Genomic DNA, 12,352 nt, shown 5'->3' with positions numbered 1-12,352 from the left:
GCGCCGCAAGCCGGGCGTCGGCCACTCTGGTGCGGGCGCACGGTGCGCCCTAATCTCGGGTCGTCATGCGCCACGTTCTGCTCTGGCTGGCCATTGCGCTGTTCGCGACACAAGCGGCCGCCGAGAGCGTTCATTTCCCCAGTGCCACGACGCCGCCGACGCCGCTGCAGCAGCGCCTCGCTCGCGAACGCGGTGAGACGATCGCTCAGCAGCCAGGCATAGAACTTTCCGGAGAGCTGTACCGACCGGCTGGTGATGGTCCATTTCCGGCCGTCGTCATGTTGCATGGCTGCGGCGGCCGCTTCTCGCGTGCCGTCGAGGACACATTCGGGGCTGACTTCACGGCCCTCGGCTACGTTCTTCTGATCGTCGACAGCTTTGGGCCGCGCGGCGTCCGCCATCGCTGCACGGGGGAAGGTCCGACCGTCGACCGCATCATGGATGCTTATGGCGCCTTGCTTTGCCTCGCCGAGCAGCGTTTCGTCGATGCCGACCGTATCGCCGTCGTTGGCTACTCGCAGGGGGCGATGGTGGCCTTGTCGGCCGTCGAACTGAACGGCGCCGGAACGCTCTTCGACCGTCATTTCCGTGCGGCTGTCGCCTACTATCCACTGTGCGGCGATATCGCCGTTGCCGCCCCGACGGTGATCATGATCGGCGAACTCGACGACTGGACGCCGGCGCGCGATTGTCGCAACGCCGTGGCAAGACGCAGTAGTGAGGGGTCACCGGTCAAGCTCGTTGTCTATCCTGGCGCCTACTATGGCTTCAATTTTGCGCGCGACAAACCGGTGACCTCGTTCGGCCATCACATCGAATACAACGAAGCGGCCACTCGCGCCGCGTGGACCGAGACGATGGCAGCGCTCCGCGCGGCGTTCGGGCGCTAGAGTAGGCTTTAGGACTCGACCTTCACGCCTGCAGTCGTGATGACCTTCTCCCACTTGTCGATCTCACTTTGCAGGAACTTGGCCGTGTCGGCGGGCGTGGCACCCACCGGCACGACCGCCTGCTCAGCCAGGCGTTTGCGCAGCGCCTCGTCCTTGACCGCCTTGGCAACGTCGGCGGCCAGCCGATCGATGATCTCCTGAGACGTGCCGGCGGGAGCCAGGAACATCACCCAGGACGAGGATTCGATCGGAGGCCCGCCCGATTCGACGATGGTCGGCACTTCTTCCGCGCCGGGCACGCGCTCTTTCGACAGCATGCACAGTGCCTTGATCTTGCCGGCACGCACCTGGGACATCACGCCGATCGGAACGTCGAGCAGCAGCTGGATGTTGCCCGAGACAAGGTCGGCCAGCGCCGGCGCCGTGCCTTTGTAGGGAACATGCACCATGTCGATCCCGGCGACCTGCTTGATCAATTCGCTGGTGAGATGGGCAGCAGCGCCGACACCGGATGATCCGAATGAGATCTTGCCCGGGTTCTTCTTCGCGTAGGCGATGAACTCGGCCATGTTGTTGACCGGCAGCGAGTTCGACACCGACACCATGATCGGTGCAATGGCGACCAGCGAGATCGGCGCGAAGCCCTTCACGAGGTCGAACTTCAGCTTGCCCGCATAGAGCGTCTTGTTGGCGGCATGGGCCGCGATCACCGTCAGGAAGGTGTAGCCGTCAGGTGCCGCGTTGGCGACCATCTCCGCGCCGATCAGCGAATTGGCGCCGGGCTTGTTGTCGACCACGAAGTTCTGGCCAACATTCATCTTCTCGAGCGTCAGCCGCGTCACCACGTCGGTCAGCCCGCCCGCGGTGTAGGGCACCACCCATTTGATCGGCTTGCTGGGCCAGGACTGCGCGCGCAGCGCTCCAGGGAACAGGGACGCGGCCGCGCTCGCCGCCAGGACGCTGCGGCGGTTCACCTTCTTCATGATCTCGTCCTCCCTCTCGACAAAAGACCTCACCCTGAGGAGGCGCGAAGCGCCATCTCGAAGGGTGGGCCGCAGTCCCCTTCGTTGCCCACCCTTCGAGACGCCGCGTGGAGCTTACCCCGAGGTACTCGAGGGGCGCGGTTCCTCAGGGTGAGGTCGTACCTGATCCTTGCCCAGGCTAGTCGAGATCCAGTCCATTCATGCCGGCGTTCTTGCGCGCCTTCTTGGCGAGCTCGGTCAGGATCTTGCCCGCGGCGCGCGGGTCGAGGATCGGCTTGGATTCCGGTCCCTTGTGCCAGCCTTCGGCGACGGCGAACTGGCCGTTGCCCGCCTGGAAGACGCGGCCGGTGATCTCGCGGCTCTCCTCGCTCGCCAGCCAGGTGGCGACAGGCGCGATCCATTTCGGACTGCGCGTCTCCTTGTCTTCCTCCGTGTAGGTGCGCAGGTCCTCGGTCATGCGTGTGAAGGCCGAGGGCGAAATCGAGTTCACCGTGATGCCGTAGCGGCCAAGCTCGCGCGCCGCGATGACCGTGAAGGACGCAATGCCGGCCTTGGCGGCGCCGTAGTTGGTCTGGCCGATGTTGCCGTAGATGCCCGACACCGAGGTCGTGGTGATGATGCGCGCATCGACCGGCCCGCCCTTGATCTTGGCCTGATCACGCCAGTAGGCGGCGGCATGCCGCGCCGGGGCGAAGGTGCCCTTGAGATGCACCTTGATGACAGCGTCCCATTCGTCCTCGGTCATGTTGACCAGCATCCGGTCGCGCAGGATGCCGGCGTTCAGCACCACTGCGTCGAGCTTGCCGAAGGCCGAGACCGCCTGGTCGATCATGCGCTTGGCGCCGTTCCAGTCGGAGACGTCGTCGCCGTTGGCCACCGCCTCGCCGCCCTTGGCCTTGATCTCATTCACGACCTGCTGGGCGGGGCCGACGTCATTGCCCTTGCCGGCGCGATCGCCGCCCAGGTCATTGACCACGACCTTGGCACCGTGCTCGGCCAGCATCAGGCAGTGTTCCCGGCCGACGCCGCGCGCCCCGCCCGTCACGATTGCCACGCGGCCCTCGCACAATCTTGCCATCGCTCCCTCCCGTTTCTGGCGTGTCTGCAGGCGATTTCCTGCGCTAGTCTGGCGGCTCACGCAAGGAGGATCGCCATGGACACGCTGCCGCTCGTAGCCCCCGAACAGGTCGGACTTTCCGCAGCGCGGCTCGATCGCGTTCGCAAGTGGATGAACGGCTGGGTCGACAGCGGCCGCCTGGCGGGAATGGTGACAGTCGTGATGCGCCGCGGCGAGCTTGCCTTCGCCGAGACGGCCGGCAAGGCCGACGTTGAGCGCAACAGGCCGATGCGGCCGGACACGATCTTCCGCATATACTCCATGACCAAGCCGCTTACCTCGACGGCGATCATGATGCTGTACGAGAAAGGCCGCTTTCAGCTCGACGATCCGATCTCCAAGTTCATCCCGGCCTTTGCCAATCCGCGCGTCTATGCCGGCGGCAGCCGCGGCAAGATCGACAGCGTACCGGCCGAGCGCGAGATCACTTTCCGCGACCTGCTGACCCATACCTCGGGCCTGACCTACGGTTTCATGGAGAGCAATCCGGTCGACGCGCTCTATCGCTCCAAGACCAATGGCGTCGACTTCCAGACCGCCACGACCAGCCTCAAGGATCTCGTCGAGCGGCTCGGGACCTTTCCGCTGATCGCCCAGCCCGGCAAGGCGTGGAACTACAGCGTCGCCACCGACGTGCTGGGCTACCTGGTGGAGGTCATCTCCGGCCAGCCCTTCCAGACCTATCTCAAGGAAAAGGTTCTTGCGCCGCTCGGCATGGTCGACACCGACTTCCATGTGCCGGCCGACAAGCATGAGCGCTTCGCGGCCAACTACCAAGCAGGACCCGGCGGCAACCTCGAGCTGATCGACGACCCCGGCAAGAGCCGCTATCTCGCCCCACGCGCCGTGAACTCCGGTGGCGGCGGCCTGGTGTCGACGGCAGCAGACTATCTGCGCTTCTGCCGGTTCATGCTGAACAAGGGCGAGCTCGACGGCACGCGCCTGCTCGGCCGCAAGACGGTCGAGCTCATGACCATGAACCATCTCAAGGGCGACATGGCCGACATGGGCATGCCGCGCTTCTCGGAATCGACTTATTACGGCGTTGGCTTCGGGCTCGGCTTCTCGGTCATGATCGATCCGGCCAAGGCGCATATCCTCGGCACGCCCGGCGAGTACGCCTGGGGCGGTGCGGCCTCGACCGCCTTCTGGTGCGATCCGGCCGAGGACATGGCGGTGGTGCTGCTGACGCAGCTCATGCCTTCCTCGACCTATCCGATCCGCCGCGAGCTGCGCGTGCTCACCTATCAGGCGATCGTCGACTGATGAGAAATACCGGCCCCCTCAAGGTCACCAAGGTCCACCCCCTGTTCGGGGCGGAGGTCAGCGGCATAGACATCACGCGTCCCTTGTCGGCGCGCGAGTTCGGGCCGATCCGCGCCGCGTTCGAGGAGCATTCGGTGCTCCTCTTCCGCGATCAGCCGATGGACGACGAGAAGCAGGTCCAGTTCAGCGAGCTGTTCGGCCCGCTGGAGACGACCGGCAGCTCCAATCCCGCCGCCGGCACCAAGTTCCAACGCCAGTCGAACCTCGACATCATGACGGGCGAGCCGATCCCGCCCGACGACATGCGCATGATCTACCAGAAGGCCAACTACTTCTGGCACTCCGACTCCTCCTTCAAGCACGTGCCCTCGCTGTGCTCGATCCTGACCGCACGCGTCTGCCCGCCCGAGGGCGGCAACACCGAGTTCCTGTCCATGCGCGCGGCATGGAATGCCCTGCCACCGGCGCTGCAGGCGACCATCCATCCCCTGATCGCCGAGCACTCGCTGCAGTACTCCCGCGACCGTGTCCAGAAGGGCATCCTGAGCGCCAAGGCGATCGCCGAGCTGCCGCCGGTCAAGCAGCGGCTGTTCCGGGACAATCCGGTGAACGGGCGGCGCGCCCTCTATATCGGCGCCCATGCCGGGTTCATCGTCGGCTGGCCGCGGGCGACCGGCGAGGCCCTGCTCTACGAGCTCTCGCAGCGTGCCGACCAGCCCGAGTTCCGGTTGTCGCACGCCTGGCGCGAAGGCGACGTGATCGTGTGGGACAACCGTGCGGTATTGCACCGCGCTACGTACTACGACACGGTGAAGTACAAGCGCTTCATGCAGCGCACCACCATCGGCGGCGACCTGCCGACGGTGCCGCAATAAGAGATGGCTGCACCGGCTCCGGCATCAGTACCGCTTCCCGACGGAATGCCCCCTGGCTGGCCACGCCGGCTGGCGGTGGCGACCATCACCATCGGGCTGATGATGTCGGTGCTCAGCAACTCGATGACCAACCTGGCGCTGCCCTACATCGCCAAGGACCTGAACATCACGGCTGAAAGCTCGATCTGGATCGTCAACGCCACCCAGATCGCGCTCATCATCTCGCTGCTGCCTGTGGCGGCGCTGGCCGACATCGTGGGCTACCGCCACGTCTACCGAATCGGCCTGGTGCTGTTCTCGCTGGCCTCGATCGGCTGCGCGTTCGCGCCGTCGCTGCCCTGGCTGCTGCTGGGGCGCACCCTGCAAGGCCTGGGGGGTGCCGCCATCATGTCGGTCCAGCCGGCGCTGGTGCGCGCCATCTACCCACGCGCCCAACTCGGCCGCGGCCTTGGCTTCAACACGACCGTCGTCGCCACGTCACTGGCCGCCGGCCCTTCGATCGGAGCGGCCGTGTTGTCGATCGCTCCATGGCCGTATCTGTTCGCCGTCTACGCGCCGCTCGGACTTATCTCTTTCGTGCTGGCCGAGCGGTACCTGCCGCGCACGAGCCACACCCATCGACCCTTCGATTGGACGTCGGCAGCGATGTCGGGCGCCACCTTCGGCCTCCTGATCTTCGGCATCGACGGACTGGCGCATGGTCATCATCGTCTCATCGTCGCCTCCGAATTCGTCGCTGCGGCCGTCCTGGGGACGCTCTTCGTCCTGCGGCAGAAGACGCTGGCCGATCCGATGATGCCGATCGACGTCTTCAAGCGCCCCATCTTCTCGCTCTCGATCACCGCAGCGGCCTGCACCTTCACAGCCCAAGGCCTGGCGTTCGTCAGCCTGCCGTTCTTCTTTCATACAGTGCTGGGTCGGGACGCCACGAGCACTGGTATCCTGCTGACAGCATGGCCGCTGGCGCTGGCCACCGTCGCGCCGATCGCCGGCCGCCTGGCCGACCGGCATCATGCCGGCCTGCTGGGCGCCATCGGCCTCACCAGCATGACCACCGGCCTCGTCCTGACGGCGCTGCTGCCGGAGAATCCGTCGAGCGCCGACATCATGTGGCGACTGGTCCTGTGCGGTGCGGGCTTCGGCGTCTTCGCCTCGCCCAATAACCGCCTGATGATGAACTCCGTGCCGCGCGAGCGCAGCGGCAGCGCCGGCGGCATCATCGCCACGGCGCGTACGTTCGGGCAGACCCTGGGCGCCGCCCTGGTCGCGGTCGTGTTCGGGCTGTTCGACTTCTCCAGCGGAGGCGCCGCCGATGCCGCCCGCGCCGCGATCTGGCTGGGCGCCGTCTTCGCCGCCGCAGCGCTGGTGATCGGCAGCCTGCGGCTGAGGCATTAGGGACGCCGTCGTGCCAGCCAAGCTTGTCGCCGCGGCCGCCATCGTCGCCTTGGTCGTCGGCTACTTCCTCGGGCTGTGGTCGGACCTCGGCGGATGGCTGAGCGACCTCTGGTACTTCCTCGCCGCCTCGACGCTCGTGCCGAACTGGCTGCTCGGCATTTTTGCGATTTGCGCGATCGTCGTCGCCGGACTGCTCGGCGCCGGCTTGCGCCCCACACGCAACAGTCGCCGCCCCTCGCCGATCAGCACTCAGGACAACTTCTTCAATATCCGCTGGCGTTGGTCATACGACGCATCAGGCGGCGTGCAGGACCTGAGCCCCTACTGCCTGCGCTGCGGGAATCGTCTCGTGCTCAAGCACGTCGGCGCTACCCGGCCTGCCGATCGATATGAATGCCGATGCGATCGTTGCGGCGCCGTCGCCTGTGAAATCGACTGCTCAGTCGAGGAATTCGAGAGCCGAGTCCTGCAAAAGATCCATGAGACGAGCTCCGGCTAGAGGCAACATCGCCGCTATCGCACTCGTGATTGGCTGGCCGCGCAGCCAGCTGCGATGCTGGGTCGGAAACGAAGGGGGCGACGATGTCGCTTCGATCGATCTCGGCTCTCGCCGCATTGATCCTGTTGCAGCTCTGCGGCTGCGCCACCACGAGCAAGACGTCAGACCCGTCGGTCAACGAACTGGAACATCGTCACGACGAGATGATGCAGCGCATGGGCGGCAGCGGTAGCGGCATGTAACGAACAGCGCGAGCGTCATGCCGCGCGGTGCATCTCGCGGAACAATGACGGCGCCATGCCGAAGCGGCGCTCAAAGGCCTGGCCCAGTCGCGCCGGCGAGGTCAGCCCGACCTTGCCGGCAATCGTCTTGATGGGGAGGCCTCGCGTCAGCAGTGTGCGCGCCGCGTCGAGCCGCAGGCCCTCGACGAAATGCGCCGGCGTCTTGCCGGTGGCCTCGGTGAACTTGCGATAGAAGCTGCGCTCGGTCAGGCCGGCGCGGGCCGCGAGAGTCGGCACGTCGAGCGGCTGGTCCAGGTTCTCCTGCATCCAGTCGATCAGCTTGCCGAAGGGTGCCTCTGCCGTGGTCTGTGCCTGCAGCAGTGGGCTGAACTGCGACTGATAACCGGGCCGACGTGCGTAGAGCACGAAGTGCCGTGCGATCAGATTCGCCGTGGCCGCGCCAAGATCCTCCTCGACCAGGGCCAGCGCCATGTCGATACCTGTCGTGACCCCGGCCGAGGTCCAGACCTTGCCGTCGACGACGTAAAGCGAATCGGCGTCGACCTCGAGCGCGGGGAACTTTCGGGCCAGGCGCTCACAATGTGCCCAATGTGTCGCTACGCGCTTTCCATCCAGAAGCCCGGCTGCCGCCAGCACGAATGCGCCGGTGCACACCGAGCCGAAGCGTCTCGCCTTGGGCGCCACCGAGCACAGCCAGCGCCGCAGATCGTCGCGCGCCATCGTCGCTTTGAGGCCGAGAGAGCCACCAGCGACCAGCAAGGTGTCGGGCTGGCCGCCGATCTTGCGGCTCTGGATCGCCACGCCGCAGTTGGACGTCACCGCGCCGCCACCGGGTGAGACGATGACGAGATCGTAGAAGTCCTGGCCATGCCCTTCATTGGCCGCGCCGAACACGGCGGCGGGGCCGGTGACATCGAGAAGTTGGCAGCCTTCATAGGCCAGGATGAAGATGCGGTGTTTGGGCATTGGCAGAAAATAGACCTTTTTTGTCATTTCTGCCAATGCGATCCATGCCTAAGGTACGGGCAATCACGGAGGTCCCCATGGCTGAGCCCATCCAGATCGGCATTCTGCTCTATCCCAACGTCACCCAGCTCGATGCCACCGGCCCCGCGCAGGTCCTGTCGCGCGTGCCGGGAGCCCAGATGCATATGATCTGGAAGACGCGCGATCCGGTGCCGACCGATGCCGGCTTCTCGATCGTACCGACCACGACCTTCGCCGACTGCCCGCAGCTCGACGTGGTCTGCGTGCCCGGCGGCGGCGGCCAGGTCGCGGTGATGGGCGATCCCGAGGCCCTCGACTTCCTGCGCAAGCAGGCGGCAAAGGCGCGCTATGTCACCTCGGTCTGCACCGGTTCGCTGATCCTGGGCGCGGCGGGCCTGCTCAAGGGCTACAAGTCGGCCTGCCACTGGGCGTGGCGCGACATGCTGAAGGATTTCGGCGCCACGCCGGTCGCCGAGCGCGTGGTGCGCGACCGTAACCGCATCTCGGGTGGCGGCGTAACCGCTGGAATCGATTTCGGTCTCACCGTGGCGGCCGAGCTGGCCGGCGAGGAGGTCGCCAAGTCGATCCAACTTGTGCTTGAGTACGATCCGCAGCCGCCGTTCGATGCCGGCTCGCCGGAGAAGGCCGGCCCCGAGCGGGTCAAGCGCATCTATGAGCGCCTGGCGCCCCTGCTCGAGAGCCGGTGCAAGGCCAATGCCGAGGCAGCGGCGCGGCTCAACTGACGGGCACCGTCAGAGCAGCGCCGCGGTGAACAGGATCGCGGACAGCACCGGAGCCACGGCGCGTACCGTGTTCCACATGGTCCATTCGCTGAGATAACGTGTCCACAAGGCGGTGCCCTCGGGTGTGCCGAGAGTCACCGCCGTGAGGGCATTGTTCAGCGGCACGTTGCGCAGCATCGTCACGCCGATGCAGCCGACGAGGTAGATCACGCTCGCCAGCAGCACGAGCGTGCCGCTGGTTGCCGTCCATCGCAAAGCGACACCAGCTGACGCCGCCAGGCAGAGCGCTGCCGTGCCGAAGAAGGCCAGGAAGAAACCCGGATTGATGACAGTGACGTTGATCGCGTTCATGGCGGCGATACCGTGATCCGACGGCAGGCGACCCAGCGCCGCCATGACGAAGGAAGAAAAGGCAAAGAAGATTCCCGCAACGAGGCCGCAGCCGATGGCAGCGGCGAAGATAAGCACAAAGACAACGTGGCTGATCACGACGAAGCCTCCGACAGACGACGGTTCCCGCTATCACGGCAGTGCCCTTCGCATAAGTACGCACAATTTTTATACTGGGTGCCAAACATGGAGACGACATGGCGACCAAGACACCCTGGTGCGCAGTGGCGGCGACGGTCGAGGTGATCGGCGGGCGATGGAAGCCCACCATCCTGTTCCATCTCAAGGATCAGCCGCGGCGCTTCAATGAACTGCGCCGGCTGGTTCCGGGCATTACCCAGCGCATGCTGACCCTGCAACTGCGCGCGCTGGAGCAGGACGGCATCGTGGCGCGCACGGTGCACAACAGCGTGCCGCCTCACGTCGAATATTCATTCACGCGGAAAGGACTGACCCTCGGCCCCATTCTCGACGCCATGGAAGTCTGGGGCGAGGCGAACGGCCAGCGACGCCGCCGCGCCTGAGATCACGGTGACGCTTTTGATACAAAGCGATGGTGGGCCGCGCGACACGCATGGATGAAAATGGCGCAGGGAGAACCGCGTTTTGCCCATCCCGTCTGCCTCGCTTCGTGTTTTCGGCCGCACTGCAGCCACCCTCGGCATGCTGCTGTGCAGCGCCGTCCAGGCCCAGACGATGGGTGTGTTTCCCTACCGATGGAACGATGGCCCCCCTGCCGACGCCATAACCCCGGCCGACATCCGAGAGGCCCTGGTATGGACCGGCCATCTCGACTTCTTCTTCAAGGGAGAACTCAGCGTGGCGGTGCGCAAGGGGACCCAGGCCTGGCAAAAGTCGAAGGGCTACCAGCAGACTGACAGGCTGAGTGACGAGCAAACGGCTCAGCTCGTCAAAGACGCCCTCAAGGAACGCGACTCCGTCGGCTGGTCTATCCTGCGCGACCCCGCGGTAGGCTTCGCAATCGGCGTGCCGACCAAGCTCGCGAGCTTCGGCACGCCACACATCGACGGCAGCACGCTCTACTACTACGCCGCAGGCACGATCACCCAGTCGATCGCCTTCATCCCGGCTATCCGACCTGCCAGACCTTGGGCGGCTACTATCCTTCTGTGACTGCCGGTGCCGCGGTGCGCGTCCGCGCGGACAACTGGTTCGCCGCCGTGTTCAACCGTGGCGACGGCAAGAACTACCTGAAGGTGAAGTGTCACCAGGCCGGGTCGATCGTCATGGAGATGACCGTTACCGACGCGACGCTGGAAAAGCACCCCGGCTTGTTCTTCGCCATGGCCAGCAGCCTGATGCTGAACCGTGTGCCCGACTCCAGCGTGCGGCCGCGGCCGCGCATCGACGATCTACCGTCCGCGCCATCCGGCTTCTCCGACGAGCAGATTGCCCGTCCACAACCGAAGGCAAAAGCGGCCAAGGCCTCGCCCATCGACGATTCCGGCAAGACCGGCGCGCTCAAGCTCGAAACCCGCGACGGCGCCGACCTGCGGGCCGATGAGGTATTCGACAAGGCGTCCGGCGCTGTCTACGTCGTCAAGGCCGACCGGCGTCTCGGTTCGGCAGTGGCGATCAGCGACAACGAACTTCTGACCAACTGTCACGTCACAGGGGACCTGGCCGAGGTCAAGATCGCGCGCGCCAAGGACGAGATGCCCGCCAAGGTCATCTCGCGCAATGCCGACGCCGATCGCTGCGTGTTGCGCACAGACACCAAGCTCGCCAAATGGGTCGCTGTGCGCCCCTACGACGACATCAAAGTCGGCGAACGCGCCATCACCATCGGCACACCGCAGGGCCTTGAGTTGACGGCGGCCGAAGGCATCGTCTCGTCGAAGCGCGTCTTCAACCAGACTCGAGTTGTTCAGACCTCGGCACCGATCTCGCCGGGCTCTTCAGGCGGTGGCCTGTTTGACGCCCGCGGGCATTTGCTCGGTATCACCACATTCCATTTCAGAGGCGGCCAGAACCTTAATTTCGCCATCGCTGCCGAGGAGTACGCGCAGGAGCGCGAGGAATCGGCCAACCGCTAAGAGACCGTGGGCGCCCCGCCCGCGGTCTGCGCACGAGATCAGCGCCGTCCCGAACTAAAAGTCTTCGTTGCGCGTAAGGCCGCGCCGCAAGGTGCGGCCTGTATGCCAGGCCCAGCGCAACGGCAGGCCGATCGGAGTCGTACGCAGACGCCGCCAAGCCGGCGACTCAGCCACCCTGTCCTTCAATCCTGGACGCAAAAATTGGAGGAAGGCGACAGGCTGGCCCAGGAACTCAGTGGTCGTGGAAGTCGATCCCGTTGCCGCGACTGCATCGTGATAGATGCCACGGTGTGATGGCCGGCAGAAATAAGTCTTGTTGGCGCCGATCGCGAAGGGAACGAGGTTGGGCTGGCGCTCGAAGTAGCGACGCACGCCATCGCCGACGCCAGGCCACTGCTCGTTGAACACGTCGTCGACCACGATGACGCCGCCCTCGGCGATCGCCGCTTCGGCCGTAGCGAGGTCATGCGCCGTGATCTCCGCAGTGTGGCCACCGTCGACGCTGACGAAACGCAGCGGTCCATCTGCCAGTCGCGTGAGGATGGCGCCGGAAAGATCCATCGAATTGCCCTGATGCAGCACCAGTCGCGCGTTGTCGGCGTGCCGTTCGAGGTTGCGGCGGAACTTCGCGAGGTCCCCGCTGCCCGATTTGTCGATGTTCAGGTGCTGATCCTCGAACAGGTCAATCGCGACCGCCTTTTCCGACGCTTGGCAAAGCAGGTAGAGCAAGATGAAGAGCTTGCCGTGATGAACGCCGATCTCGGCGACACCGCCGGCGATGCCGAGCGATCGCTGGCGCTCGGTCAAGGCGACGACGATTTGTGCCGCTTCGCTGTGCAGCCAGCCGTCGATGTAGAACCTGCCGCGGCGAATGTAGTTTTCGACTCGGGAATCCATGGCGGAAACTC

General features: G+C 65.3%; 15 protein-coding genes. 10 read left to right on the top strand and 5 right to left on the bottom strand.

The window, feature by feature from the left end; genetic code table 11:
- Window positions 1-65: 65 nt before the first annotated feature.
- Entirely contained in the window at window positions 66-890 is an 825-nt protein-coding gene (locus RSO01_RS27140; protein WP_147153360.1) for a dienelactone hydrolase family protein, read from the top strand.
- Window positions 891-898: 8 nt separating this feature from the next.
- Here the strand turns inward: RSO01_RS27140 and RSO01_RS27135 are convergent, their stop codons facing one another.
- Window positions 899-1,873 (bottom strand): Bug family tripartite tricarboxylate transporter substrate binding protein, encoded by a 975-nt coding sequence (locus RSO01_RS27135; protein WP_147153358.1) that lies wholly within the window; start codon window positions 1,871-1,873, stop codon window positions 899-901.
- A 178-nt stretch (window positions 1,874-2,051) separates the two neighbouring features.
- Window positions 2,052-2,951: an SDR family NAD(P)-dependent oxidoreductase gene (locus tag RSO01_RS27130; RefSeq protein ID WP_147153356.1), complete on the bottom strand. Its 900-nt coding sequence runs from the start codon at window positions 2,949-2,951 to the stop codon at window positions 2,052-2,054.
- Between the two features lie 75 nt (window positions 2,952-3,026).
- Between RSO01_RS27130 and RSO01_RS27125 the strand changes: the two genes are divergently transcribed.
- The 5 genes from RSO01_RS27125 to RSO01_RS47550 all read left to right on the top strand — a co-directional run bounded on the left by RSO01_RS27125 (window position 3,027) and on the right by RSO01_RS47550 (window position 7,267).
- Window positions 3,027-4,256 carry a serine hydrolase domain-containing protein gene (locus tag RSO01_RS27125; protein ID WP_147153353.1) on the top strand — a complete coding sequence of 410 codons (1,230 nt, stop codon included), beginning with the start codon at window positions 3,027-3,029 and terminating at the stop codon, window positions 4,254-4,256.
- Window positions 4,256-5,131, top strand: coding sequence for a TauD/TfdA dioxygenase family protein (locus tag RSO01_RS27120; protein WP_147153351.1), 876 nt, complete (start codon window positions 4,256-4,258; stop codon window positions 5,129-5,131). Before RSO01_RS27125 ends, RSO01_RS27120 begins: the two co-directional genes overlap by 1 nt.
- 45 nt (window positions 5,132-5,176) lie before the next feature.
- A complete protein-coding gene (locus tag RSO01_RS27115) occupies window positions 5,177-6,526 on the top strand; it encodes an MFS transporter (RefSeq protein ID WP_246158849.1) in 1,350 nt (449 codons plus the stop codon).
- A 10-nt stretch (window positions 6,527-6,536) separates the two neighbouring features.
- Window positions 6,537-7,025 (top strand): hypothetical protein, encoded by a 489-nt coding sequence (locus tag RSO01_RS27110; RefSeq protein WP_147153348.1) that lies wholly within the window; start codon window positions 6,537-6,539, stop codon window positions 7,023-7,025.
- A gap of 83 nt (window positions 7,026-7,108) precedes the next feature.
- On the top strand, window positions 7,109-7,267 hold the full coding sequence (locus RSO01_RS47550) for a hypothetical protein (RefSeq protein WP_170303390.1): 159 nt from the start codon (window positions 7,109-7,111) through the stop codon (window positions 7,265-7,267).
- 15 nt (window positions 7,268-7,282) lie between these two features.
- Here the strand turns inward: RSO01_RS47550 and RSO01_RS27105 are convergent, their stop codons facing one another.
- A complete protein-coding gene (locus RSO01_RS27105) occupies window positions 7,283-8,233 on the bottom strand; it encodes a GlxA family transcriptional regulator (protein ID WP_147153346.1) in 951 nt (316 codons plus the stop codon).
- Window positions 8,234-8,310: 77 nt separating this feature from the next.
- On the opposite strand from RSO01_RS27105, the gene RSO01_RS27100 reads away from it, so the two are divergent.
- Window positions 8,311-8,997 carry a DJ-1/PfpI family protein gene (locus tag RSO01_RS27100; RefSeq protein WP_147153343.1) on the top strand — a complete coding sequence of 229 codons (687 nt, stop codon included), beginning with the start codon at window positions 8,311-8,313 and terminating at the stop codon, window positions 8,995-8,997.
- A gap of 9 nt (window positions 8,998-9,006) precedes the next feature.
- Here the strand turns inward: RSO01_RS27100 and RSO01_RS27095 are convergent, their stop codons facing one another.
- Complete coding sequence (locus tag RSO01_RS27095; protein ID WP_147153341.1) at window positions 9,007-9,486, bottom strand: anthrone oxygenase family protein; 480 nt, start codon at window positions 9,484-9,486, stop codon at window positions 9,007-9,009.
- A 98-nt stretch (window positions 9,487-9,584) separates the two neighbouring features.
- Between RSO01_RS27095 and RSO01_RS27090 the strand changes: the two genes are divergently transcribed.
- The 3 genes from RSO01_RS27090 (at window position 9,585) to RSO01_RS27080 (ending at window position 11,444) form a co-directional block, all read left to right on the top strand.
- Window positions 9,585-9,911: a winged helix-turn-helix transcriptional regulator gene (locus RSO01_RS27090; protein ID WP_147153339.1), complete on the top strand. Its 327-nt coding sequence runs from the start codon at window positions 9,585-9,587 to the stop codon at window positions 9,909-9,911.
- Between the two features lie 82 nt (window positions 9,912-9,993).
- The gene (locus tag RSO01_RS27085; protein ID WP_147153337.1) at window positions 9,994-10,521 is read left to right on the top strand and encodes a hypothetical protein; all 528 of its coding nucleotides are present in this window, start codon (window positions 9,994-9,996) and stop codon (window positions 10,519-10,521) included.
- Window positions 10,518-11,444, top strand: a complete 927-nt coding sequence (locus tag RSO01_RS27080; protein WP_147153335.1) for a S1C family serine protease — start codon at window positions 10,518-10,520, stop codon at window positions 11,442-11,444. Before RSO01_RS27085 ends, RSO01_RS27080 begins: the two co-directional genes overlap by 4 nt.
- A gap of 54 nt (window positions 11,445-11,498) precedes the next feature.
- Here RSO01_RS27080 and RSO01_RS27075 read toward each other — a convergent pair whose 3' ends face one another.
- Window positions 11,499-12,341: a class I SAM-dependent methyltransferase gene (locus tag RSO01_RS27075; protein ID WP_147153333.1), complete on the bottom strand. Its 843-nt coding sequence runs from the start codon at window positions 12,339-12,341 to the stop codon at window positions 11,499-11,501.
- Between the last annotated feature and the right edge of the window lie 11 nt (window positions 12,342-12,352).

The sequence above is a fragment of the Reyranella soli genome, from assembly GCF_007992495.1.
Classification (GTDB): Bacteria; Pseudomonadota; Alphaproteobacteria; order Reyranellales; family Reyranellaceae; genus Reyranella; species Reyranella soli.
This window is presented reverse-complemented; position numbering and strand designations above follow the sequence as displayed.

Coding starts and splice junctions, on each gene's coding strand:
- RSO01_RS27125 (WP_147153353.1), top strand. CDS start 3,027: ATGGACACGCTGCCGCTCGTAGCCCCCGAACAGGTCGGACTTTCCGCA.
- RSO01_RS27115 (WP_246158849.1), top strand. CDS start 5,177: ATGCCCCCTGGCTGGCCACGCCGGCTGGCGGTGGCGACCATCACCATC.
- RSO01_RS27100 (WP_147153343.1), top strand. CDS start 8,311: ATGGCTGAGCCCATCCAGATCGGCATTCTGCTCTATCCCAACGTCACC.
- RSO01_RS27105 (WP_147153346.1), bottom strand. CDS start 8,233: ATGCCCAAACACCGCATCTTCATCCTGGCCTATGAAGGCTGCCAACTT.
- RSO01_RS27130 (WP_147153356.1), bottom strand. CDS start 2,951: ATGGCAAGATTGTGCGAGGGCCGCGTGGCAATCGTGACGGGCGGGGCG.
- RSO01_RS27135 (WP_147153358.1), bottom strand. CDS start 1,873: ATGAAGAAGGTGAACCGCCGCAGCGTCCTGGCGGCGAGCGCGGCCGCG.
- RSO01_RS27140 (WP_147153360.1), top strand. CDS start 66: ATGCGCCACGTTCTGCTCTGGCTGGCCATTGCGCTGTTCGCGACACAA.
- RSO01_RS27120 (WP_147153351.1), top strand. CDS start 4,256: ATGAGAAATACCGGCCCCCTCAAGGTCACCAAGGTCCACCCCCTGTTC.
- RSO01_RS27090 (WP_147153339.1), top strand. CDS start 9,585: ATGGCGACCAAGACACCCTGGTGCGCAGTGGCGGCGACGGTCGAGGTG.
- RSO01_RS47550 (WP_170303390.1), top strand. CDS start 7,109: ATGTCGCTTCGATCGATCTCGGCTCTCGCCGCATTGATCCTGTTGCAG.
- RSO01_RS27075 (WP_147153333.1), bottom strand. CDS start 12,341: ATGGATTCCCGAGTCGAAAACTACATTCGCCGCGGCAGGTTCTACATC.